Annotated in this window: 19 protein-coding genes; 9 read left to right on the plus strand and 10 right to left on the minus strand. The window is 43.1% G+C overall.

Annotated elements, in window-relative coordinates; genetic code table 11:
* Positions 1-198: 198 nt before the first annotated feature.
* From ACVBIK_RS11615 to ACVBIK_RS11640, 6 genes are all read right to left on the minus strand, one after another.
* Positions 199-1,509 (minus strand): transporter, encoded by a 1,311-nt coding sequence (locus ACVBIK_RS11615; RefSeq protein ID WP_447164274.1) that lies wholly within the window; start codon positions 1,507-1,509, stop codon positions 199-201.
* A 30-nt stretch (positions 1,510-1,539) separates the two neighbouring features.
* On the minus strand, positions 1,540-2,250 hold the full coding sequence (locus ACVBIK_RS11620; RefSeq protein ID WP_447169730.1) for a hypothetical protein: 711 nt from the start codon (positions 2,248-2,250) through the stop codon (positions 1,540-1,542).
* A gap of 8 nt (positions 2,251-2,258) precedes the next feature.
* On the minus strand, positions 2,259-2,945 hold the full coding sequence (locus tag ACVBIK_RS11625) for a C39 family peptidase (RefSeq protein ID WP_447169731.1): 687 nt from the start codon (positions 2,943-2,945) through the stop codon (positions 2,259-2,261).
* A 63-nt stretch (positions 2,946-3,008) separates the two neighbouring features.
* Positions 3,009-4,103, minus strand: coding sequence for a hypothetical protein (locus ACVBIK_RS11630; RefSeq protein WP_447161531.1), 1,095 nt, complete (start codon positions 4,101-4,103; stop codon positions 3,009-3,011).
* 23 nt (positions 4,104-4,126) lie between these two features.
* Positions 4,127-4,732, minus strand: a complete 606-nt coding sequence (locus ACVBIK_RS11635) for a hypothetical protein (protein WP_447161530.1) — start codon at positions 4,730-4,732, stop codon at positions 4,127-4,129.
* Positions 4,733-4,923: 191 nt separating this feature from the next.
* Positions 4,924-6,255, minus strand: a complete 1,332-nt coding sequence (locus ACVBIK_RS11640) for a sigma 54-interacting transcriptional regulator (protein ID WP_447169732.1) — start codon at positions 6,253-6,255, stop codon at positions 4,924-4,926.
* Positions 6,256-6,708: 453 nt separating this feature from the next.
* Here ACVBIK_RS11640 and ACVBIK_RS11645 point away from each other — a divergent pair, with 453 nt between their 5' ends.
* From ACVBIK_RS11645 to ACVBIK_RS11685, 9 genes are all read left to right on the plus strand, one after another.
* Positions 6,709-7,869 carry a hypothetical protein gene (locus ACVBIK_RS11645; protein WP_447169733.1) on the plus strand — a complete coding sequence of 387 codons (1,161 nt, stop codon included), beginning with the start codon at positions 6,709-6,711 and terminating at the stop codon, positions 7,867-7,869.
* Positions 7,870-8,036: 167 nt separating this feature from the next.
* On the plus strand, positions 8,037-8,594 hold the full coding sequence (locus ACVBIK_RS11650) for a SprT family zinc-dependent metalloprotease (RefSeq protein ID WP_447169734.1): 558 nt from the start codon (positions 8,037-8,039) through the stop codon (positions 8,592-8,594).
* A gap of 268 nt (positions 8,595-8,862) precedes the next feature.
* On the plus strand, positions 8,863-9,567 hold the full coding sequence (locus ACVBIK_RS11655; RefSeq protein ID WP_447169763.1) for an endonuclease: 705 nt from the start codon (positions 8,863-8,865) through the stop codon (positions 9,565-9,567).
* Positions 9,568-9,580: 13 nt separating this feature from the next.
* Complete coding sequence (gene rsmE / locus ACVBIK_RS11660; protein ID WP_447161526.1) at positions 9,581-10,312, plus strand: 16S rRNA (uracil(1498)-N(3))-methyltransferase; 732 nt, start codon at positions 9,581-9,583, stop codon at positions 10,310-10,312.
* Between the two features lie 150 nt (positions 10,313-10,462).
* Positions 10,463-11,416 carry a glutathione synthase gene (gshB, locus tag ACVBIK_RS11665; protein WP_447169735.1) on the plus strand — a complete coding sequence of 318 codons (954 nt, stop codon included), beginning with the start codon at positions 10,463-10,465 and terminating at the stop codon, positions 11,414-11,416.
* A 14-nt stretch (positions 11,417-11,430) separates the two neighbouring features.
* A complete protein-coding gene (locus tag ACVBIK_RS11670; protein ID WP_447164267.1) occupies positions 11,431-12,735 on the plus strand; it encodes an alkaline phosphatase in 1,305 nt (434 codons plus the stop codon).
* Positions 12,736-12,926: 191 nt separating this feature from the next.
* Positions 12,927-13,955, plus strand: coding sequence for a methyltransferase (locus tag ACVBIK_RS11675; RefSeq protein WP_447169736.1), 1,029 nt, complete (start codon positions 12,927-12,929; stop codon positions 13,953-13,955).
* Positions 13,956-14,129: 174 nt separating this feature from the next.
* The gene (locus ACVBIK_RS11680) at positions 14,130-15,794 is read left to right on the plus strand and encodes a DUF342 domain-containing protein (protein ID WP_447169737.1); all 1,665 of its coding nucleotides are present in this window, start codon (positions 14,130-14,132) and stop codon (positions 15,792-15,794) included.
* 102 nt (positions 15,795-15,896) lie between these two features.
* The gene (locus ACVBIK_RS11685; RefSeq protein ID WP_447161521.1) at positions 15,897-17,021 is read left to right on the plus strand and encodes a site-2 protease family protein; all 1,125 of its coding nucleotides are present in this window, start codon (positions 15,897-15,899) and stop codon (positions 17,019-17,021) included.
* A 464-nt stretch (positions 17,022-17,485) separates the two neighbouring features.
* Here the strand turns inward: ACVBIK_RS11685 and ACVBIK_RS11690 are convergent, their stop codons facing one another.
* The 4 genes from ACVBIK_RS11690 to ACVBIK_RS11705 all read right to left on the minus strand — a co-directional run bounded on the left by ACVBIK_RS11690 (position 17,486) and on the right by ACVBIK_RS11705 (position 24,944).
* Positions 17,486-20,617, minus strand: coding sequence for a type I restriction endonuclease subunit R (locus ACVBIK_RS11690; RefSeq protein ID WP_447169738.1), 3,132 nt, complete (start codon positions 20,615-20,617; stop codon positions 17,486-17,488).
* A gap of 39 nt (positions 20,618-20,656) precedes the next feature.
* Positions 20,657-21,841 carry a restriction endonuclease subunit S gene (locus tag ACVBIK_RS11695; RefSeq protein WP_447169739.1) on the minus strand — a complete coding sequence of 395 codons (1,185 nt, stop codon included), beginning with the start codon at positions 21,839-21,841 and terminating at the stop codon, positions 20,657-20,659.
* A 1-nt stretch (position 21,842) separates the two neighbouring features.
* Positions 21,843-24,425 (minus strand): type I restriction-modification system subunit M, encoded by a 2,583-nt coding sequence (locus tag ACVBIK_RS11700; RefSeq protein WP_447169740.1) that lies wholly within the window; start codon positions 24,423-24,425, stop codon positions 21,843-21,845.
* A 276-nt stretch (positions 24,426-24,701) separates the two neighbouring features.
* A complete protein-coding gene (locus ACVBIK_RS11705; protein WP_447169741.1) occupies positions 24,702-24,944 on the minus strand; it encodes a ribonuclease H1 domain-containing protein in 243 nt (80 codons plus the stop codon).
* Positions 24,945-24,973 lie beyond the last annotated feature (29 nt).

A 24,973-nucleotide genomic window follows, 5' to 3' on the forward strand; every position in this document is an offset into this window, starting at 1 on the left:
TTTTAGACCTCTTTTATAACATAAGCGCTTTACTAGCCAAGAATCACTACAATCTATGATGATGTAATTGAGCTAGCCTCAACTGGCCTCAACTGGCCACTAACATCATCTTAGATAGCCGCAACCGAAAGCCGTATCTATCGCATCAAGAGCCACCAGCTTATGCTCTTGCATATGTGTCGAGCTTAGATACCGAGCTTAAAAACGATAAGGGAAGCGTAAACTAATTTGATAATCCGGTGAGTCTTCAGTCAATCCCGCACCAATGCTGGTCACCATTGAGAAGTTTTCTGTTAAAGCCAGTGTTGCCCCTAAACCTAAATTCGCTGTATTGGTGTCGGTTCTAGCAATATCTTGCCATTCACCACCAAGAGGCCTTTGCTGAGTCTTAGTAAAAAAGCGCTGGTTAAAGCTCATACCAATACTCATTCTTTCTGACACAGCAAACGCTAAGCCTAAGCTGTAATCGATGTAATCACCCAGATCGATATCTCCCGGTGACATACCAGGTAGCCCCGAAAGATCGCCATACTCTTCAGGTAAGAAGGTACCGTAATTGAGGTTAAAAAATACAATCGCAGGATCATAAGTTTTAGCCAAACTAAAACCTGTCGAAATTCCCCAGGCCCCTGTACCTGTAGCAATTTGATCCGGATAAGTCAGGTTTCCCGACTCCGACGATTCTAGGTTTATGCCAAAAGGATCTGTGCCTGTAGGCATGCGAACCCTGACATTCCACACCCAATCTGGCCACCCATCCCCTTCGGTCATAATCCGATAATAAGCAGCGACGCTCATATCGCCAATTTGCCCGCCTTCGACATCGGCAGATTCATAAAGCTGACTTGAGTTACCTTCGCCCACTGACTCATACTTATTCAGGCGGTACACAAATGGCATCGCCATTTCAAACTGCCAACTATCATTTAGCGTGTAACGCGTAGTGAGATCGAGCTGAACCGTATTAGAACGAATTCGGTCTAGATTTAGGTTGCCCAAGAAAATAGCATCCAATGCTAAAAAGCCACGCAAAATTAGATCTTTACGACCGTAATAACTGTAAGTCAAAGAAGGTTCGATGGTGAGTTTACGGTCAAACACGTTGTGGGCTTCTTGCAGTACATCTTCGGTACTACGAGAGCGTTCAGGCTCCTTTTTTACTGAAGAGCTAGCTACCGCTTGAGAGCTGGCAATTTGTGCAGTTTGTTGAGGTGGGCGCTCTACTGATGCTTTAGATTGCTGTTGAGGCTGATTAGCAACCTGCTCACTATTCGCCCCGCCCCCAACTTGCGTCAATGCAGCCTCTTTGGATAACACTTTCTGTGCCATGTGGTTGATGGCTTTTTGCTGCATCTGTAATTGCTGATTTAGCAAAATAAGTTGCTTTTTTAGCAACTGTAGCTCTTCAGCTTCGGTCATCGCGGCTTTAGGGCCATCAGCCCCGAAGCTAGAAAAATGCAGGCAAGAAATGGAAACAAGTAACGCCACTTTAGTCCATTTAAAATCCATTTTTGTCATCCTTTATTATGCTTTCAAAAACTATAGACCAATCCCAATAATATCGCGTACCTGCTGTCCCAATATCTGACGTTCTTTAACGCCAAGATCGATTCCTTGATATCGAATTAACGAACGGTTAGAAATTTGATGAAACGCGCCGTTAACCGTAATCGACTGCAATAACTGCCCATTACCGCCCTGAGAAGAAACGCCTTGCCCAAATGAGGCTGACGCCATATCGACCTGATAACCCAATTGACCGTCAGCAGTCGAGTACACAACGTTACCACTGCTGCTCACTAAACTTTGGCCTATAACGATCTCTACACCATTAGCAAGTGGATTTAGGCTTCCAGGCTCAAAGTCCAGTTGGTTATTGACCTGATTAAAGTCACCAGAGATTTGGATCCGCTGTTGTAAACCCGTTTGCTGACCACTTGCAGACAAGTCAAGGCTATCACCCGTTGAGGAAACGGCATCAGCTACAGTAATTCGCATTGCTGGACCACTGCTAGCATTGGACATTTCAACCTGCATTTGTACTTGCTGCGTCACTCCTTGCTCGTTGATATAGTGTGTTTGCATGTGCAGGCCAAAATAAAAGTCTTGGCCATTTTGTGTATATTTACCTCTTAATTCCGCTAACTCTTGATCCAACAGTGGCGATTTCCCCTCAAAAACTTCTAAAGGGGTGTCAGATGCAAAAACTGAATTAGCTAATAAGATCCCTGTCACTAAGCAAAATCGCATTTTGCCTCCTAGAGCATGTCCGCATACTCAAAACCAAACTCTAATAGCTCGGCATCCGATAACGGTTGCAAAGGGCCAAGCGTGTTGTAGGTCAACCGAGCCCGTGGTTGAAGCAATGGATTGTCTTTAATGTATTCATTGCCGATAACGACAAACACAATTCCATTCCACTTTTCAATAAATTCGTCATATTCTAATATTCGATTACCAAGAGCTGGATCACCAAGATACACCTGGTTATCGGTAAACCTTCTCATCACGACAAAGTGGCTATAGCCACCATCGTTTAACAGCACGATTGCGGGAATTTTTAGTTGTTGCAGCTCTTTCACTCCAACCCGGTAACCGCGTCCACGCATGTTTTGTGTCGTTAAATATCGCTTCATATCTAACAAGGAGAACCCTTGTTGCTCAACAACCTCCATATCGGACACTTTTAACATCTCTAATAAAACATGCTCTTCGGTTATTTCATCTTTGCCATAACCGAACTTAAGAATGCTGGCCAGACTTGCGGCGCCGCAGGAAAAGTCCGTTCTTTGCTGCACTACAAATTCAAATTTTCGCTCTCTGATACTTTGGATATTTTTACTGTAATTTCCCATTCCAGGGATCATGCCTGTCAACATGATTTCGGCTGCAAATAAACTCGGTGAAAACCAAGTAATACAAAAGATAAGCAGATATTTGTTCATAGCACATCCTTGTAGCAGTAGCCTGAAAACAACTCAGGCTACTGTGGATACCAAAATGAAGATTTATGGATTTTCAGAAACGATCGCTCCTCCTGTCATGCTGGTTAGTGATAAGTTATTAGACTGTAAATTACCGTTACCAGAGGCCATGTTAACGCCAATGTTACCCGACGCATTCTGGAAGGCACTGTCACTAAGCGAGGCTGTATTGGTAGTTTTTTGAGTCACTGTTTCAATATAAATAGGCAACTGACCACTTACGGTACCTGCCAGTGTCATGTCGCCACTTTCATCAAAGCTTAGGCCATCAGCTCCAGTCGGGTTTTGATTATCCATATCCATATGGCCCCATATAGATGCCCCAGGCGTGTTATGCGCACCATCATTGTCCTGCCAAATTTCAGGATAGTAGGCTGCATTTTGCTCAGACGTACCTGTATAGGTACCAGTAGCATCCATCGTCAAATTCACCGCAACTGAATCAACTGTATTTTGCACCACGCTCTGATTTTTCACTCCGTTATGAGCAGACACCTGTGAGTTAGAGACACTCGCTTCACCTAAGCTACCCTTATGAGCTGATGCAGCCATATTATTGGCCTGTACGTTATTACCACCTGACGCAATATTTACCCCCACATTACCTGAGGCGCCTTGGAAAGCTCCATCGCCAATCGATGCACTATTTGTCGATGCATAGTTCATGGTGCCGTTAAATGATCCACGCTGAGTACTGAAGATCTCAGCATCACCAGAACCAAAGGCAAAGCTGGCATCAATTGATGCGAGTGCAGCTGAATTACCTTGAATATTAAAATCACCAGCCGCCTGGTTCACTCCAATATTACCGCTAGCATTATTAAAGGCAGAACCTGAGACTGAAGCTGAGTTATCAACATAAGAATTGCCAGTCAAGTTGCCACCTGTAGTCTGTACGTTGTCGACCACAGCCATACCTAGAGCGTCGACTTTAATTACGCCAAGAACTAGGGCGCCGCCTTTAAACGTAACATCTTTCTCTACGCTGACTTTCTTATTCAGTTCGACACTACTATTCGATTCAGAATTAGAACTTGAATCGTCATTGCCGTTAGCAAAGGCATTACCGCTTATTGCAGCAGCGATACACATTACTAGGGTTAATTTTTTCATTTCCATTTTCATATCTCCATTTAAGTAACTTAGTTCCCACTAGGTAACTGCAGCGAGAACTGATTTATGGCGCTGTTTCCATCACCAGAAATTTGATTGATTTGTACAATTCCTTGAGCATTTTCAAAACTATTCGGAGCAATAACGCTAAGGTTTGAATCCTTATGATCAAGTGGCAAAACGGTAGGGCTAGCAATGTTATCCAGTGCACTATCATCTAATCCCAAGCCAATCACGGACTGCAAAGCAATTGCGCCAAGATTAGCTTGAATATTCCCCTGCCCACTCACCTGATTAACGCTAATAAGACCTTGTGCATTTTCAAAAGCCAGTGCTTCAATATATGAGAGGTTTTGTCCATTAGAGGGTTCAGCTAACGATAGGTAGGGATTTTTTTGATCTGACAATATGACGACTCGATCGCCAATAGCATGGCTATTGGTTTGAAGGTTGCTGCCACCTGCAGCTTGGTTAATTGCAATACGACCACTGTTATTGCTGAAAGATTTTGTGCCGACTGTAGTGCTATTATCAACATGTTGAATGAGAGTGGTATTGCCACCGTTCGACCAGGCAACAGATGCAAAGCCTGCTAGGCAAAGAAATACTCCTCCTTGAATACTGCTTAATTTCATTATTCAACACCCGATAGTTCACTAAAACCGTGCAAGGGTATGAGCAAGCATCGAGCCACCTTATTAAAACAAATCGTTTCAACAAGTTAACAATATGACATCAAGTAGTTGTCTCAGAAATAAGACAGAGGGACACTAAGTGGTTGATATAGTAGAAATCGTAAGTGAGGCCTATGATCTCATTATTGAGATCACGACTCTAGAGAACTGATCTCATGTTTATCGATAAGTCTATATAGCGTCGCTCTAGAGATTTTCAGCTCTTGAGCAACACTGTCCATTTTGCCGTTATAGCGCTGAATGGCCGTCAACACGGCATGTTTCTCAACCACATCTTTTATGGTTTTTAAGCCTTGAGTAAGGACTGGGTTCACCAGTGTGTCTTCGAGCTCTAAATCTGAATTTTGGATAATACCGTTTTCACATAAAATAACTGCGCGACGAATTTTATTAATCAGTTCTCGTACATTACCAATCCATTCATACGCTAACATTGCACTTTTAGCTTGCTCACTGAAACAGCACACACCTGTATTAAATTCATCAGCGTATTGATCACAAAAATAATCCGCCAATGGAATGATATCCTCTTTACGTTCGCGCAAAGGGGGTAACTCCAATGTGATCCCATTAAGGCGATAAAACAGATCTAAACGGAACTCCCCACGCTCAATAGCAGCTTCAAGATCAATATGAGTTGCCGCAAGGATGCGTACGTCGGCAGCTTGTGGCTTACATCCACCAACCGTATCAAACGTGCCCTCTTGTAAAAATCGCAGTAAGTTCACTTGCTGCTCTATTGGGAGATCCCCTATCTCATCTAAAAATAATGTGCCCCCATCAGCCTGCGAGATCTTCCCCTTATGACAGCTCACAGCGCCGGTAAACGAACCCTTTTCATGGCCAAACAGCTCTGATTGCACCACCCCTGAACTTAAGGAACCACAGTTGACCGCAATAAATGCACCTGCTGAGCGTGTTGACTGTTGATGAATTTTTTTAGCTATCAGCTCTTTTCCTGTGCCACTTTCACCACGGATAAGAATAGGAATATTTGTTGGGGCAGCCCTAATAACCTGCTTACTGAGAGCCTGCATCGTTTGTGAGTTCGTTACTGTCTTAACGTCATCGCAATGCTTAGGCTGCGGATCACTTTCGCATTGCTGACGAATGCGAATCAGGCCTAACGCATGACCAATCAATCTAAGTAATCTATCCATTTCAAACGGAGCGGTATGGTAATCCCAGGCATACTGACTAATTAGCTTTAGGGAATAGGTGGACTTAAGCTGTCGGCGCTCGATAAGCATGATAACCAATGTCGCTTTATGGCACAGTTTTATCACTTTCTTAGCCCAACAGGTATTCTCCTCCCCTCTTAGATCTAGCAGTAATAAATGGCAATCTGAGTTGACGTTTTTTAGATCGCCTGCATTATAAAAGTCTACATATACCCCTTTCCTCTTTAGCTGCTCACACAGATGCTCATCATACTGATGCCCTATCACGCTAACATATTTCATCATCTGTTCCCTCGACTTACATCTCCTTGCACACGAAAAAGGGGTTATCAAATGTTTAATGCTCATTTGTTGCTAACCTTTTTTGTGCCAACCAATCCTCTAAACTTTTCCCAAGTCCCTTACCAAGTCGTCATAGCCAAATAGCCAAATAGCCAAATAGCCAATAGAGTATAGTTATGAAATTGAAGGTAAGAGCCGTAAGACAAGAAATTTTAGCGCTACGAGAATCATGACTGAGCCTGAGAAAAACGCGGCAAACAAAGGGGTTGCAAGCCGTTAACAAACAGAATTAACTACTAAAATCAGTATCCGAGCACACTACTTTCAATGCCGTTTATTGTGGTGCATACTGAGCGCCACAGAACTCGAAAAACAATGTAAAACCGCAACTTACCCGGTAACGTGAAAAATAGGGAAAATATGGTCGCGGTCATAATAAGAAAGGACTTGGCAATGACCACTCTCAGCACAGCAATATTTGCTAGCGCGCTCACCTCTGTAACCTTAATTCAACCCGCTTTTGCAAAGCTGGATGTTGAAGAAAATCGTTTGCCAACAGCAACTCAAGCCATGCCTGAAGTTGTTAGCCGCTACCAAGCATTTATTAGCAATCTAGACGAGAAATATGGCCGTCATTCTGATGAGTTAAAAATCACTCAAATGGTCGCTCACCAGGGACTAAGATTATGGCAACAAGCTGTGCGGGATGTACAGTCAGGCCATTTAGATGATCGCTCTTTATATTGGAATCGCTTAGCAATGCGTGCGCTTTTGAAGACACAAAAACCCAACTTTAATATTGTCAGTTGGCAACGGAATATTTTACTTGAAGCGGTTGAAAAGTCGTCTCGTGGTTTTAGTGATATCGAATTCAAAGATGATGCTCAGATTAAGATCTTACTAACAGGCTTTGACCCATTCTTTTTAGATCGCAATATTGATCAAAGTAATCCTTCAGGACTTGCCGCCCTAGCACTTGACGGCTACCGCTTTAAAATCGACGGTAAACAAGCCCAAGTGGAAACCGTTATGATCCCAGTTCGCTTTGCCGATTTCGATAACGGCATGATTGAATCACTGCTCACGCCTTTTTATCGCGACAACAACCTTGATATGATCTTTACCGTTAGTATGGGCCGTGATGATTTTGATATCGAGCGCTTTCCAGGTCGTAATCGCAGCGCTGCAGCGCCAGATAATCTTAATGTACTCACTGGCGCCACTAAGCTAGCTCCAATCGCACCGCTGTTTAATGGTGGCACACTCAATGGCCCTGAATTTGTCGAGTTTTCATTACCGATTGCCGCGATGCAAACCGTAAAAGGTCCATGGGAAGTCAACGATAATCACACAGTATCGACATTAGAACGTGGTGAATTCGAAGCTAGCTCATTGGCGCAACTACAAGCTGCTCAGTCAGTTGAAGGTTCAGGTGGCGGCTACTTATCAAACGAGATCTCATACCGCGCTATTTTGCTGCAAAAGCAATTTAACAGCAGCATACCTGTTGGCCATATTCATACTCCGCGCATTTCCGCTTATGATGTCAAAACTGAATCACAGATAGTTAATCAAGTCAGAGAGATGGTTGTGGCGGCGGCAAACAGTCTCTAGCTCGAGTAGCTCAATGCCGCCCTTATGATGCTGGAGGGCTAGCACCGTTATGCTGGTCTGCACTGCCAGCCTAGGTTAAAATACTGGGGCTCACACTTTTTTGAGCCCCAGTATTTTTTTACAGTACTTTTCACAGTACTGCGACTCTAACGGAGCAATTAGGCTTAATGTTCAAAGCGCTTAACCCATTCAAGTCCTTGCTAAGTACTAGGCCAAAACTGACAAGCTACCCAGTCATGGCATTTACCGATCCACTGCAGCAGCAAATCGCGCAGCAAGTAGAACATTGCTATCAAATTGCTGAAAACAAACTCGACAAGCAGTTTCCAAGACCTGAGATCAATTTTGCTCTGCGTGGTAAGAGCGCTGGCACCGCCCATCTACAATTAAATAAGTTACGTTTTAACCCAAAGCTGCTTAACGATAACTTACAAGCTTTTTTAGATGATGTGGTGCCCCATGAGGTAAGCCACCTGCTCGCTTACCAACTATATGGCCGAGTAAAGCCCCATGGGGTTGAATGGCAACATGTGATGCAGCATGTTTATACTCGGGTGCCACGCACAACCCACAGCTTTGATACTCGCTGTGTTGAAGGTAAAACCTTTGCATATCGCTGCCAATGTGGCCCTGTTGATCTTAGCATTCGCCGTCATAACAAGGTTATTCGCGGCCAAACTCAATACCGTTGCCGTAAGTGTGGTGACGCATTGCAGCCAAAGTAAACATTAGCGCCCCCCAAAAAAGCTAAACCTAAAATTCACAACTCAGAATCGATACTCGGCCAATAAGCTCTGACTAAGCGTGGGTTGGCGCAACGATACCCACCATATTAAAAGTCAGCAGCACCATCGCTTTGCATTACTCATATTGCGACAAAACGGCGGCTCACTTACAATCCCCCGCCAGCGAACAAACGATTCGTTTTAGCGTAAATTTTAGGGACCCTTTTAGATGTCATTTATTAAAGTGCTCACCGTAGCGCTCGGCCTTATGTGGCTGTTACCTCAAACAACTCAGGCTTCACCTGCCCACCCAAAAAGCTTTAATCAAGCAAAAAAAATGGCCAGAAGTATTTATCTTAAAAACTTACCCCAAACCAGTTTCTATTGTGGCTGTGACATTGAAGTCAAAGGCAAAAAGTGGACCACCGACTTTGCCCGCTGTGGCTATGAAGTCAGAAAACAGGAAAAGCGTGCCTCACGCATCGAATGGGAACACGTTGTTGCCGCCTGGGAATTTGGCCATCAGCGCCTTTGCTGGCAAGAAGGCGGACGTAAAAACTGTGGCCGTAAAGACAAACTGTTTAAAAAAATGGAAGCCGATCTACACAATCTAGTGCCAGCCATTGGTGAGGTTAACGGCGATCGCAGTAACTTTCGATTTAGCCAGTGGAACGCCAAGCCGACACAATACGGTCAATGCCAAGTGAGTGTCGACTTTAAAGGCCGAAAAGTTCAGCCACCCACCCACACTCGTGGTCAAATTGCGCGAACTTATCTATATATGCAGAAAACTTACTCATTGAAAATATCCAAGAGCCAATTAAAGTTATTTAAAGCATGGGATAAAACCTATCCAGTTGATACTATTGAGTGTCGACGCGATACAGAGATTGCCAAAGTTCAAGGCAATCACAATGAGTTTGTACAAGCTCAATGTCAGCGTTTAAAAGACTCGCAAACATACGCAGAATAAGGCTAGTAAAACCATGAGAGTGCCAAGAATTTATCAAGAATCATCGCTAGTCATCGGCCAGGCAGTTGCTTTAGATGATGAAGCTGCAGGTCACGTTGGCCGCGTCCTAAGAATGTCTGTTGGCGAGCAAGTTAGCCTTTTTAATGGCGATGGTAATGACTACTTAGCCGAAATTATCAGCGCCAGTAAGAAAAACGTCGAAGTAAAAGTACTGTCATGCGAAGCCAATAACAGTGAGTCGCCGCTGCACTTACATTTAGGTCAGGTCATTTCACGCGGCGATAGAATGGACTTTACCATTCAAAAGTCTGTTGAGCTTGGCGTTAACACGATTACACCGCTGTTTTCAGAGCGCTGCGGCGTAAAACTTAGCGGTGAACGTTTAGAGAAAAAAATTCAGCAGTGGCAAAAGATTGTTGTCAGTGCTTGTGAGCAGTCAGGCCGCAGTGTTGTACCAGTTATTCGCCCGGCTATGCAGCTTAGCGATTGGTGCGCTGAGCCATCAGATGCCGTCAAACTCAATCTACACCCGCGCGCCTCACATGGCGTTAATGGCCTCTCTTTGCCTAACAACAGAGTCAGGCTCGTTATCGGTCCAGAAGGTGGCTTGTCCGCTCCTGAAATCGCGATGACCGAAGAACATCAGTTTACCGATGTGTTGCTTGGCCCACGGGTGCTACGAACAGAAACTGCAGCCCTCACTACAATCAGTGCGTTACAGCTAAAATTCGGTGATATTGGTTAATTCCAACAGGCTTAGCTAGGTTAGCGCCTAAAGCTGAAGCCTATATGGCATACCATTCAGTAGAGAAGTTTATCAGTTAAACGCTAGAAAACGGGCAGCTTTGCCCCCACGTTTATCGTTGTAACGAATATAAGAGAAGGAAAAAGCTCCATGATTAAACTCGGCATCGTGATGGATCCCATCAGCGAGATCAACATTAAGAAAGACTCTAGCTTTGCCATGTTAATGGCGGCGCAATCTCGTGGTTATCAGCTTTTCTACATGGAGATGAAAGATCTTGCCATGGTAAACGGCCAAGCAATGGCAACCATGAGCGCCTTGACCGTAAAAAACGATCCCCAGCAGTGGTACCAGCTTGAAGATGCTATCGATACACCGCTTGCCGATCTAGACGTGATATTAATGCGCAAAGATCCACCATTCGATACTGAATTCGTTTACTCGACTTATATGCTTGAGCGCGCCGAAGAGCAAGGTGTGCTGATCGTTAACAAACCACAGAGTCTGCGTGATGCAAACGAAAAGCTATTTACGGCCTGGTTCTCTGAGTTCACTCCAGAAACCATTGTGACCCGCTCAGAGCAGCGTATCCGCGCTTTTCATCAAGCAAAGGGCGACATCATTCTTAAGCCTCTTGACGGTATGGGCGGTAGCTCTATTTTTAGAGTAAAAAAAGATGATCCAAACCTGGGCGTTATCATCGAAACCTTAACCAGCGAAGGTCAACAGTACGCTATGGCACAGGCCTTTATTCCTGATATTACTGCTGGCGATAAACGCATCTTAGTGGTTGATGGTGAGCCTGTTCCTTATTCGTTAGCGCGTATTCCGCAAAAGGGCGAAACCCGCGGTAACCTAGCAGCAGGTGGCCGAGGAGTGGCACAACCCTTATCGGAATCAGATTGGCATATCGCCCGCACTATTGGCCCAGAGCTAAAGAAGCGGGGTCTTATCTTTGTCGGTCTCGATGTCATTGGTGACAAGCTTACCGAAATTAACGTTACCAGCCCGACCTGTATTAAAGAGATCGAAGCGGCATTTGATGTCGATATCACAGGCATGTTGATGGACGCAATCGAAGCACGCATTAATAAGTTAGCTTAGCCAAAGGATCCGGCATGAACTTAACAAAAACACTCACTTGGGCCATTAGTGCCCTCGTGTTGTTGCCTCTATACACATCGGCTAATGTCGATATCCATAAAACACCATCACGACCAAAAAATATGATTATTATGGTCGGTGATGGCATGGGACCGGCGTACACCAGTGCCTATCGCTACTACCAAGATAATCCTGACACCGAAGAGATAGAGCAAACCGTTTTTGATCGATTACTTGTCGGCATGGCATCCACCTACCCAGCAAGACAAAGTGGCTACGTTACCGATTCAGCCGCATCAGCGACAGCGCTTGCCACTGGCGTTAAGAGCTATAACGGTGCGATTTCCGTCGATGTGAATAAACACCCGCTAACCACTATCATGCAGATGGCTAAAAAGCGGGGTATGGCAACGGGTGTCGCAGTGACCTCTCAAGTCAATCATGCCACCCCAGCGGCATTTTTAGCTCACAATGAAAGCCGCCGTAACTATGATGAAATCGCCAAGAGCTATTTAACCTCTGAGGCTGATGTCATTTTAGGCGGTGGGCAAAAGTATTTCCCTGCACCTTTACTCGACCAGTTTAAAGCTAAAGGCTATCAGCATATTGATACGCTCAGTCAACTCGACACGCTGACGCAAGGCAAAGCCTTAGGCTTATTTGCTGAAGTGCAACTGCCATGGGTTATCGATCAGCAAGATTCAACTCAGTTAAGTCTGCTGACCCAAAAAGCCTTAGATCTGCTATCGCAAAATGAAAAAGGGTTTGTGCTACTCGTTGAAGGCAGCCTGATTGACTGGGCGGGGCATAACAATGATATCGCTACCGCTATGGGTGAGATGCACGGTTTTGCTAACGCCATCGAAGTGGTTGAGCAGTTTGTCCGCGCGAACCCTAACACCTTGATGGTCGTCACAGCGGATCACAACACTGGTGGGCTGTCTATCGGTGCCAATGGCGAATATGCTTGGGATACTGGCTTGCTTCAGGGCGTGCAAGCAAGTCCCGCTACTATCGCCGAGCAAGCTATCGCTCTGGATGATTGGCAAACATGGGTTCAGCAAAAACTAGGTTTTGAAGTCACACAAGACGAACTGCAGCAGCTGAGTAATGCGCGTATGCAAGGAAAAGCCGCACTGGAAACCAGCTTAAAACAGCTTATCGACACTCGCAGCTTTACCGGCTGGACCACGAGCGGACACACAGGTGGTGATGTGCAAGTGTTTGCCGCAGGGCCCGCGGCCGATCTGTTTAAAGGTAATCAAGATAATACCGATATTGCCGAAAAGATGATGAGCTTACTGCCAAAGATTAAATAGCCTCAAGGCTCAACAGCAAAGCCACCAGTATAAAGGCCGCTATGACAAGTTTAGCGGCCTTTTTTATGCTCTGCTCAGCCCACTCAACAGCCACTATCCCCCCACACTCAACACCCATTAAGAGCATCTAATTCGCATTCGAAAGCGGTTGGGGTATAATTGCCAGCAATTACACCTGACCTTGAATACTCATGCTTACCAATGCTTCGCAAGTCCTTCTCAGAAACTGTGATCTAGTCAAAGACCAATCTGTATTGGTGATCAACTATGAAGGCGATCATCTAGCCAAAGAACTATTAAATACAGCCAGCAGCGTATGCGGATTAGCATTAGATTATCATCACCACTTGATTATGCAGCCTTATGCAACGGCAGATCTAACCCTGCATTTTGGCCATCAACTGCCTAATGATGATCATTTCGATACGGTTATCGTGTACTTCCCAAAAGCCAAAGCGTTAGCACCATATCTATTTAATCTGGCGGCAAAACACCTTAAACCTCAAGGGCAACTTATCGTTGTCGGAGAAAATAAAGGTGGCATTAAGTCACTGCCAAAACAGTTACCAGGCTACTTTGATAAGCCATTTAAAGCCGACAACGCACGTCACTGCATCTTATTTTTAAGTGAGCTCAATGGCCAAGCTCCCGAAATTAAGCTCAAAGATTGGCAGAGCCAATATCAGCTAGACACCCCTCAAGGGCAGATTACTATTTGTAATCTAGTGGGCGTCTTTAGCGAGAAAAAACTCGATGAAGGCACGCAGCTTTTGTTGGAAAATCTACCTAAGATGCGTGGCAAGGTACTCGATTTTGGCTGCGGTGCGGGCGTGATTGCAGCAGCATTACTCAAGGTTCAGCCAGAGCTTACACTAGAGTGTGTTGATATCAATGCGATGGCACTCGCTTCTTGCGAACTTACCCTACAAGCCAATGGTTTTAAGGCTAATGTTTTCGCATCTGACGGACTCGCACAAACGGCTAGCCACTATGACGGCATTATCTCCAACCCGCCGTTTCATGATGGTTTAGCGAGTACCACCAGCATTGTCATCAACTTTGTTAAAGACAGCACAAAAAAACTAAAGTCTGGCGGATTATTCCATATTGTGGCTAATCGCCATCTGCCATATTCAGATATCATTGCGGAAATCTTCGGTTCAGTGAACGTTAACGCTGAAAATAACAAATACAAGATTTACTCCAACATCAAACCATAAATCAGCATCAATCCCCCTCAGAGCCTAGTGCAGTAACCGATCACTCACTAGGCTTGTAATATCTGCTTAATTATTTGATTCACAATATTTGTCTGTGGCGCTTTTTAACCAGCTTGTAATATGTTACTACTCCCATAGCAATCTCTGAAAAAAATAATAACGATGGGGATTTTTATGCTACACCCAGAACTCATTGAGTTAAGCCAAGACAAGCACAAAGCCGAATTAAAAATCGTCCCGAATAACCATGGGCCGATTACAGAAAATGATCTGCTGCAATTATTAGCGTTGCCAGACTTTTCTTACCTATGTCCATTACAGGCACAAATCACCCAAGCCGTCATAAAAGTCAATCAGCTACACCACCAAGAGGGCGGTGACGTTGAGCAGTTTTTCGAGATTGCCGATAGACGTGATGCAACGATAAGCTTTGACGTCTCTGACGACAAAATGCACGCCAGCATGACATTGACCGCAGCCTACGGCGGCAAAAACCTTGATATCAGAGATATACTCCAAAACCTCAAGCTACAACGAATTAGTATGGGCCTAAGCAAGCCCAAAATCGATGCATTATTAACTGAGTTTGCACACCTCTCTCCAGGCTCCACATGCACAAGCGTCATTGCCAATGGTCGAGCGGCAGTGAATGGTATTCGCGCTAGTTTAGAGCGAAAAGTCTCCCTTGCCAGAGAGCGACTACTGCAACCACAAGAGAATAGTGATGGCAGCGTAGATATGCGTAATCTTGGCGCGGTTATTATGGTCAAACCCGGTAGCTTGCTGATTGAAAAGACCCCCGCAACTCAAGGTACTAATGGCTATAACGTATATGGTGAAAAGCTCATTGCTAAACCAGGAAAAGATTTTAAGCTCACTCCTGCTCAAGGTACAGAATTGAGCAAGCAAAACCCCAATCAACTTATTGCCAGTGTTGCAGGACAGCCGGTGGAAACCAAGTCGGGAATGCAGGTCGATGACGTATTACAAATAAAGAACGTCGATGTAAGCTATGGCCATGTGGACTTTAAAGGCAGTGTGCTGATCACAGGCGATGTCGGTGAAGGCATGGTGGTCAAGAGCAGTGGCGACATAACCGTTATGGGCTTTGTAGACTCTGCCAGCTTACATGCTGAAGGCGATATCACGGTGAGTAAAGGCGTGATTGGTCGCCAATTAAAAGACTTAAGTTTGTCGACCACCTTAATAGCCAAAGGACAAATTAGTGCCCAATTTGTACAATACTCTCAGCTTGAAGCTCAGGGCAATATCCTCGTCACCAAACAACTTTTACACAGTCATACTCGCACTCAACAGCAACTGATCGTTAGTGATGCAAATGCTCGTCGCGGCGATCTTGTTGGCGGCAAAGCCGAGGCGAATAAAGGCATCAAGGCGGTAGCGCTGGGCGCGACGGCAGATACAAAAACTGAAGTCTATTGCGCCATGGCGTTAACGGATTTAAAGCAGCAACTCAAACAATTAGATAAAAGCATTAAATCCATGGTGGTCGCTGCACTGAATATTGAGGCGCAACTCAGAAAACTGCCGCCAAAAGTAGAGTGGCAAGATGACGCCATGATGGTTGAGCAAGTGACAGTGATGCTAGATGAAAAGCGCCGAATAATAGTGGTTAGAGCACAGGAAGAACTCGAGTATGACAGCCTAAACCTTGAAGTTGAAAACTATTACAAGCATTATCGCATCGATGTGCTTAAACATATCTTTTCCAATGTAGAGCTACATATCGGTAACGCCTTTCAACGGACTCAAAGAGAACATGGGCCTTGCCATATAAGCAACAAAAACCAGGAAATAAGCTTCGATTACAGTCATTAGCGGTTAATTATTACCTACTCAGGAAAGTTCGAGCGCTTTCGACTTTCCTTAAGCTACAAATCCACGGCATAATTAAGCCACTTTTCTCCTTTGAGACATGACGTGGAATTATTGAAAATCGACTGCCTTGGAAAACCGCTACGCCTAGAAGGCTCACTTGCGGGATGGCAGCAACTGTTTTGGGGAGACACTCTAGTCTCTGTTATTCAAGCCAGCCCAGATAATGAAGGACTAAAGAGCCATAATTTTGAATTGTCGATTCAAGATCCAGCCCTTGTCCCCGCTATTGATGGCGAGCCGATACCATTGCAGACAATCAAAATCACCTTAGAGACAGACTTACAATGGCAACCCTTTGTCATTGATTATCGCTTGCTCAAAGATGATGAAGTCATGACCACAGGTCAGCGCACCACCAAAGACATTGAACGCCAAACTCCCACGACACCGATCCCTGAAAAGCGACAATTCAGTGTCGTTGGTCTTGCCTCGCTGGGCTTTAAGCTACTCAAGAGTGCCAAGGTGATTAAGGTGCTATTGGCAGGTGCCAGTGTCGCGGCTTACTCTTGGTTATTTTCATTCCAATTTGCTTTAGCCCTTATCGCCTGTTTAGTCTTTCACGAGTATGGCCATATCAGGGCGATGAAATACTTTGGTATGAAAACCAAAGGCATCTACTTAATTCCCTTTATGGGCGGCTTAGCTTTAAGTGATGAGAAAATTAATACCCGCTGGCAAGATGTAGTGATCTCTATCATGGGTCCAACCTTTGGCCTATTTATGTCGCTAGCCTCTCTCGTCGCCTACTGGGTAACTGGCAATATCTTCTTTGCTGGTTTAGCCACGTTTAACGCCTTGTTAAACCTATTTAACCTACTGCCGATTTTGCCGCTTGATGGCGGTCATATCCTGAAAAGCATTAGCTTTTCAATGAACAGCAAAATGGGATTAGTGGCCTGTATTCTTGGCGCTGCGGTTGGTGTGTATATCAGCTATTCATTAGGCCTAGCATTACTGGGTTTTCTATTGCTTATCGGTAGTGCTGAAATTGTGTTTGAATGGAAAACCCGTCATCAGAGTCATTTACTGCCATTAGATAGATATGGCCAGATCTTTTCAACGGTTTGGTACCTAGCAACCGTAGGCGCCTTGATTGGTATTATCTGGTACTTTGCTGGTAGTGGTGATGAAATGCTAGCGCTACCACTTGAGATCTTAAAGAGTTAGCGATCTTAAAAAGCTAGAACCAGGTAATTTATTGATTAGAAAGCCGACTTCATGTCGGTTTTTTTATGCTAATGCCTACAACTGCTCTAAAGTGTGGTTGGTTTGGAATATTAAGATCGCGAGTGACCAATATGAATATTGCATCAATTTAGGAGTAAGTATTACCTTGAAAAGCACCGCTTGAACCAAATTACAGGCATAAAAAAACCTGCTCGATAGCAGGTTGCTTTGTTGATAATGGTACCTGAGGACGGACTTGAACCGTCACTTCTTTCGAAATCGGATTTTGAATTCTTCGAATCACCTTTGCTGTCACTATAAAGACTAGGATCTTGCAGGATATTCTTGCCCATAGTTTAGGATTTTATTGGATCTAACTTACTACTGATGTGCACAGAACCTACTTGTTTCACGCCTGTTGCAATCAGCGCAACAGGCGTGAAACAAGCTAAGATAAGCAATCTTTAAATTTCAAAACCGCCGCTTAAAATGAATTGCTGTAGCAAACTCTGCACCTTTATGTTTACTTTAAAAGCTGGAATCGTTGCCCCCTCTAAAGCTTCAAAATAAGCCTTAGCCTTAGCTTTATCAACGGTACTTTTCAGGTCATCAAAACGACCATAGCCGTTAATATTCGCCTCTGTAACCTTAGTATTCATAATCTTTCTAAGCTTACCTTCATCCAACCCTAGTACCTGCACTATATTGTAGACTTCAGCATTTTTAGCATTAGATTGATACTCAACGATGTAATCTCTAAAACACTTGCCGTTTTCTATCGTTGCATTACCACTACGCACATCATGAATAAAAATATTGCCGTACTTTTGTTCTTCTTGAGTTAGCGATGCAAATGACTTATGCAAGTCGTCTAGCATAGCTTGAACTTGTGTATCATCAATATCATCTTGCTGTAGCGTCTTGAGGAATTTTTCAAAGCGCGTATTCATATACTCGCTATTTATCATTCCGGTTTCGATTTCAGTCAAGTACCCATCAATTTCATAGGTTGCAGTACCAGAATCATCACCATCACCTCCGCCATCACTTGCTAGCTCTTTATATCGCAGCGCTAAAACAAGATAGGTATCCTCATCAAGGTTTAACTCTACAAGTTTAGTACCATCTTCACGATTACAGTACGGCTCAGACCACTTAAACCCCTGAATCCGTGCAGCTTCTAGATGAACGCTAAACGTTTTAAAGAGTGCTGCAAATTTACCCTTCTCTGAATTATCATCTGGAAGCGTGACAAAATCAGCGATACCAGCAAGGTCAAATAAATCGACGATATCTTTATATACTTCATTCATTTTAGTCAGATTATATTCGAGCTTATCAGCAAATAATCCGAACGGCTTATGACCAGAATACAGTTCAATCGCCTTCTCAATATTCTGCTCCATCGTATGCGGGTAGCGATAATAATAAATACTACCAAATGGTTTATCTGGACCAAACAAGCGATTGGTTCTAGAAAAAGCTTGAATTATATTTTCATATCTAAGCACTTTATCTAAGTACAAGGTGTTCAACCACTTAGAGTCAAAACCTGTCAGCATTTGGTCTACCACTATCAGAAAGTCAAGCTTCTTCTCTGGAGTACGCTCAATTCTGGTATACGAGTCCTTATGAGCAAGCCTAGCAGCAACATCCTTTTTGAACTTAGCATGAGATGCCAGTGTAAAATCCATCCCATAGCGTTCGTTATAATCCGTCAATATTTCTACAAGGCCATCTTGCTTTACCTTGGTGTTGCCGCAATTATCAATATTAGGGTCAAATAGCGCAGTGATTTTTAAATCAGGTGCGAGGGACTTTATCATTCTGTAATAGGTAATCGCTTCAGGGATACTGCTTGTGGCAAAAATAGCACTAAACTTACCGTTTTGACTCAACCTTATTTGGTACTCTAAAATATTAGCAACCACCTTATCCTGATGGGCTTTACGCTCATACTGAGCACTCGGTATGAAGTCCTCAATCCCTTTTACGGTTTTACCGTCAGCACCAACATATCCCGCCATCTTCACTTGTGAAGAATCCATATATCGGTAATAAATCTTCTTCTTTACAGGGTCACTAATTGCTTCAATCTCATCAGCAGCTTTAGCTTTTTCCAAGGCAACTGCTTTTCTTAAGTCATTATCTCGGTACGTCGATACTTTATAAGGGTCAAAACCTAAGACGTTTTTATCTCTTATACCGTCAGCAATACTATAGCGATGGAGTTCTTCACCAAAAACAGTTGAAGTCGTATTCAATTTCTTTTGGTTTTCATCTTGAATAGGCGTTCCAGTAAAACCAAAAAACATTGCAGAAGGGAAGGTCGCTTTTATCGCAATGAGCATGTCGCCAAATGTTGAGCGATGCGCTTCATCCACAATGAACACAATCCGCTTTGAGTTAATTAACTCAATATCCTTAGATTTAAGCCCCCCCTCTTCATCGGTGATATTACTCATCTTTTGAATAGAGGTAACAATTAAGGTATTAGCAGGGTCTCCGCTTTTAAGTTTTGATACCAAAACCCCTGTGTTTTCGGTAGCTTGCACGTCCTCACTACCATCAGCAAAACCTTGATATTCACGTAAAGACTGAGTGCCAAGCTCAATTCTATCCATTAAGAAAATGACTTTATCGGCGTCTTTGGAATTAGCTATTAGCTGTGCTGACTTAAAGCTCGTCATGGTCTTGCCTGAACCAGTGGTATGCCAAACATAACCACCATACAGGTTAGGGTTCTTCCAATCGACTTTAGAGACCTTATTGGATATGGCGTTAGCCGCAAAATACTGGTAGCTACGCATCACCTTTAACACACCATCAGAATCATCAGCTACGGTATAAAAGCCAATTAATTGATGCGCCATAGGGATAGATAGCAAGGTTGAGGTGATTTTTTTCCAGCAGTTTATTGGTTCATTATCGTAGTTCGCCCAGTGAAAATAGAAGTCTTTATTAAATCGACCATCCACACCAGGATTTGCAAAATAGAGCGTCTCATTAGGCTCCATCGCAATGAATACCTGTATTAATGAGAAGATGCCAGTAAAGACACCTTCACCTGAATACTTCTCTATTTGATTACAAGCCTGACTAACATGTACACCACTCTTTTTAAGCTCAATATGAATAACCGGCATACCATTAATCAGCAACATCAGGTCGCCGCGGCGGTCATTGAGAATCTTAGTCTGACTCTTAAATCTAGGTTGTTGCACAATTTGGTAACGGCTTTGACCTGCTGCTATTTCTAGACGGTCATAAATTTTAAGGCTGATTTCTTTGCCGTAGTGCAATGCATCATCTGGATTATCACGCTTAATTGCAACGGTTTTACCATTGATAAAACCGTTAAGCTTAAGCGGGCTACTTAGATCGGCGATTTGCTCTAAAATCTGCTCCATTTCACCGTTAGTCAAAGGCGCATCGTTTAAGCGGTCAATCCCTCTATTATTCTCAAATAGAATATCAGCCCAGTTTTGCAGCAAATCTGCCTCGGTAGGATTTTTTAAGACCTTATCTTCCCATCCCTTGTTACACAGCTCTGCAATTAATGCTTTTTCAAATTCTGCTTCTGTTTTATAGGTCATTTTTATTATTCTGCTTTAATACACTACCGAGGCTAATATTTAGACAAACATCTTGTCTAAACAGGCTTTTTTAAGATTTTTTAGCTTAGTTAATTCTTGCTGTTGAAGCGAGATAAGCTTGTCTAGGTTCTGAAAGTAAGAGCCTATTTGGGACTGCTCCTGTAAGTTTGATGCAATATAAATATTGATATTCATCATTATGTTCGCATTTAGTTTCGCGCGACCACCACCAACTAAAAAAGGCTCAATATTGATATTTGAAAATGCATATTTTAAAAATTTATTATCGGCGACACCACTCTTTGCTTGAAGTACATGAGCATGATTATTAACCCATATTTTACCCTCAACATATTGAACTGGATAGTTTTTCAAGTCATTAGCGCCATCTTCGGCAATCAATATAAATTCGCCATCATGTGTATACCCTTCCACATATCCTTGAATGCCATTAGCTCCATAATATGGCGTTCCCCCCCATACTCTATCTTTAGCAGCAATTGGAACTCTTAAATTATCATATCTATCTGCAAGAAAACTCACCTCTCTCTCCTCCCATCCCCCCGAAAACTCTTTAAAACGAATTTCAGGTACATCAGAGCCCTCTTTAGGGAACATCTTCTCAAGCATCGCCTTCTTCAATACTGTCAGCTTGTCGAACTTGGCTTGATGGAGTGCAATAAGCTTGTCGATATGCTGGAAGTAAGAGCCTATCTTGGATTGTTCTAAATCATCTTTAGAGATAAATACTTCAGTTTCCCGGATAGCTTTAAGCCCTAAGTTTTTAATCGTAGAGCCTGTAAGGTTGCCATCAAAGTAATTACGAACTCTTGGAGTTTGCAGGTATGAATATATATAAGTCTTATCAAACTTCCCAAGGGTAATATACGCTACGCTTTTGCCCAGCATTACTCTTTCGTCTTGATAATAGGCCAAATTCCCTATAGTGCCGTTAATAGACAAAAGTATAGAATTTGAGCTTAGTCCCTTATCGTCTTTTGATAACTCATGTTCAGACACTTGTTTAGTTTCACTAGTTATGCATATTCCTCCAGAAAACAGATTGTTACCGTTAATAAAGAAAACCCCACCTTCATCAACATATTTAGGAGTACCATGTAATCCATCTCCAATTTTAATGGATCCATCTAACAACTTATGCTTAACCCACTCACCTTCAAATCCTTTAAACCTAACATCAGGCGTATTGCTACAATCAGCCATATTACTCACCCTTCAAGAAAGTTTGAAATTCGTTAAGACCTTTCATATCAAACTCACTACCCGTTAGCTCATTAATCATTGACGCTAGAGAGTCTTCGGTTTGCTTTATATCTTGGGCTACATCGGCATAAGTCGTGGCATATTTCTCTACAAGCGCTTGAAGCTGCGAAGTCAGCTGTTGTATTAACTGAGTCGGTAATCGGTTGATAGACTCAACCAATGGCACGATCCATTTAAGCTCTAGTAACTCAGACACTTGCGCTTCATCCAGTGTTTCAATGGTATCTTTGGTTTTTAAATGTAATGCAGCTGTTTGAGTCTTTAGCTGTTTTTTAAGTGCTTTTTCGCTGGTTATAAGACCATCGACTTTAATCACCTTAGCTTCATAACTATCAGCGGCAAACACGGAGCCTTTCTTAGCTTCTGCCTTTAGCTGTTTAGCTACTTTGGCTATAGCTGCATTAACAAAGCCTGTTTTATCTTCGCTAACAGTATCAGCTTCTTTGTCGTCTTCACTGAGCGATTCAAGCACATCTTCAACCTGCACTACAATATCTGCAAGCTTAGTTTCAAGGTCTTGTAATTCTTGTAGCTCTACCTTGAGGTAGGTATTTTGTACCAGCTCAAACGGCATAATGCGACCTAGCCAACCGTCTTGGACTTCAGTGTCTTTACCTGCCTTCTTCTTAATGACCATATTAGGGTCTACAACCTTGGTGGCATCAAAACCTTCTGTCAGGATAATTTCAAGGTCGCCAGATATCTCCTCCCACTCATCATCAAACAGCTGGTAGGCATCGTATTTATCAATTAATGGTATGGACTCAAGGCGAGTAAAGATATCTGCACTCAGTAACGTCTGCTTTTTCTCGATATTCACCGATTGCATATCGGTTAGTAACTCTGTCTTTAAGAAATCACCAAAATCTGCAAACGAAGTTGTAAAATCAGTAGCAAATGCCTGTACTGAATCATGCGCTGTTATCGTCTGTTTAACATCGCACACTTGAAGGTTTGCATAATCACTTGATGATTTACTGAATAGCGTCTCACGTAAGCCTGAAAAAGCCTCCCAAAAGGGGGCAAACTCATTAAGTTCAGTTTCAGGAATACCACCAAACATCGAGGCATAGATATCCCAGCTCTCAGCAGCTTTAGATGAATCAACATAGCGTGGGATATTGAGGTTATAACCATTAGCACGAAGCTCGTCACGGCTAACCACTTTTGAAAACTTAAGGTGTGTCTCACGATTGATAACAGTATCAACCACACGCTTAATGTCAGATGCTCTTAACTTGTTATTCTTACCTACTTTGATAAAACCTTTAGACGCATCGACAACTAGCACATCTGTTTCAGTACGCTTTTGCTTTAACACGAGAACGACGGTAGGAATGCCTGTACCAAAGAAGATGTTGGCAGGTAAACCAATAATGGCGTCAATATGATTACCTTCAATCAAGTTCTTACGAATTGCACCTTCCTCACCACTACGGAACAGCACACCATGAGGCAGAACGATAGTCATAATGCCGTCAGGCTTGATATGGTATAGGTCATGCAGCAAGAAGGCATAATCAGCTTTAGTTTTAGGAGCTAAACCAAATCGAGCATAACGAGGGTCAGTTTCTTTATGCTCTGGCTCCCAACTTTGCGAGTAAGGAGGGTTTGATACCACTGCGTCAACGTAAAGCGACTCGTAAGAGTTAACCTTGTCATTTTCATCAAAATACGGCCAATCGTCTTCTAACGTATCACCATTACGAGTCACGATGTTGTCAGGCAAAATACCTCGCATCACCAAATTCATACGCGTTAAGTTGTAAGTGTTTTGCTTCAGCTCTTGCGCGTAGTACTTAATGTTATTTTCATCATCAATATGCTTAGCAACACACTGACCAATATTAATCAGCAATGAGCCTGAGCCGCTAGTAGGGTCATAAATCTCAATTTCTTTCTTGTCTTTTAAGTGGTCAGCAATAATTTCTGACATTAAAAGAGACACTTCATGCGGTGTATAAAACTCACCCGCTTTCTTACCTGCATTGGCCGCAAACATACTAATGAGGTATTCGTAAATAAAGCCAAGCACATCATAGTCTTGCTTGCCATCCATCGGAATGTTTTTGATTAAATGGATAAGTTGACTAATAGCTTTGGTCTGTGATGCCGCGTTTTCACCAAGCTTACTCAGCCCCGTTTGCAGGGTTTCAAATACACCGTCAAATAACTTCTTATGAGCAGGGCTAATTAAGCGGCTAAATGCTGATAATGCGTCTCGCACATTGGACACATCAAAATCTTTACCCAAATCAATCCAAGTCGAGAACAAGTCTTTATGGGCAATGAAATAGCCTATGTTACTCTTAATGTGGTCAACCGTTTCAGAGTCATCTTCGGTTAAAGCACGAATATCTTCAGCAGAAAAATCTTCTTTAATGGCAAACTGAACCTGCTTATCTGACAAGTATTTATAAAAAATGAAACCTAAGATGTAATCCTTGTATTCATTGGCTTCAATTTTAGAGCGCATTTGATTGGCAGATTCCCAAATCTTAGCGGCTAATTGCTGTTTATTCATAGGTAAGCAGTATTCCAGATGAGTTTTCAATAATTTGTGTCAGCTAATGAATCGTTGAATGACAAGGTTTCGACAACACACCTCGTATTACTGTTAAATCATTCACTTAACGACAGCTGACAACTTAGATGGCGGCATTATATCAACTCAATGAGGGGACTGCTTGAAATACTGTAAAGGAGGTGAGATAGGGCTTGGGGGAAGTATAATAAAGCCACATAGTGGTGTACCGAACAAGCCAGTACCCACTATGGGCTATCTAATTAAAATTACACATTAGGCTTTACCAACAATAGCTTTAGCCTCCTTCAGTGTTAACTTCTTACATGCATTTTCAGGCGATAATGCGCGCCAATTACAAATCGCTTGATAGTCTTCTTCTGCTTCACGCACAGAGCTACATCCCCAATTAACCTTGCCATCATAATTAGTGATTTGAAGCAAGACTTCGTTATAGGTTTTGTAAACGCCCGGTTGATGCCCTTGAACGACTACGTGTGCTGCTTTTGGTTTAGCCATGATTAAATCTCCTAGCTTCTTAAGTAACG

Source organism: Shewanella sp. 125m-1, assembly GCF_052977065.1.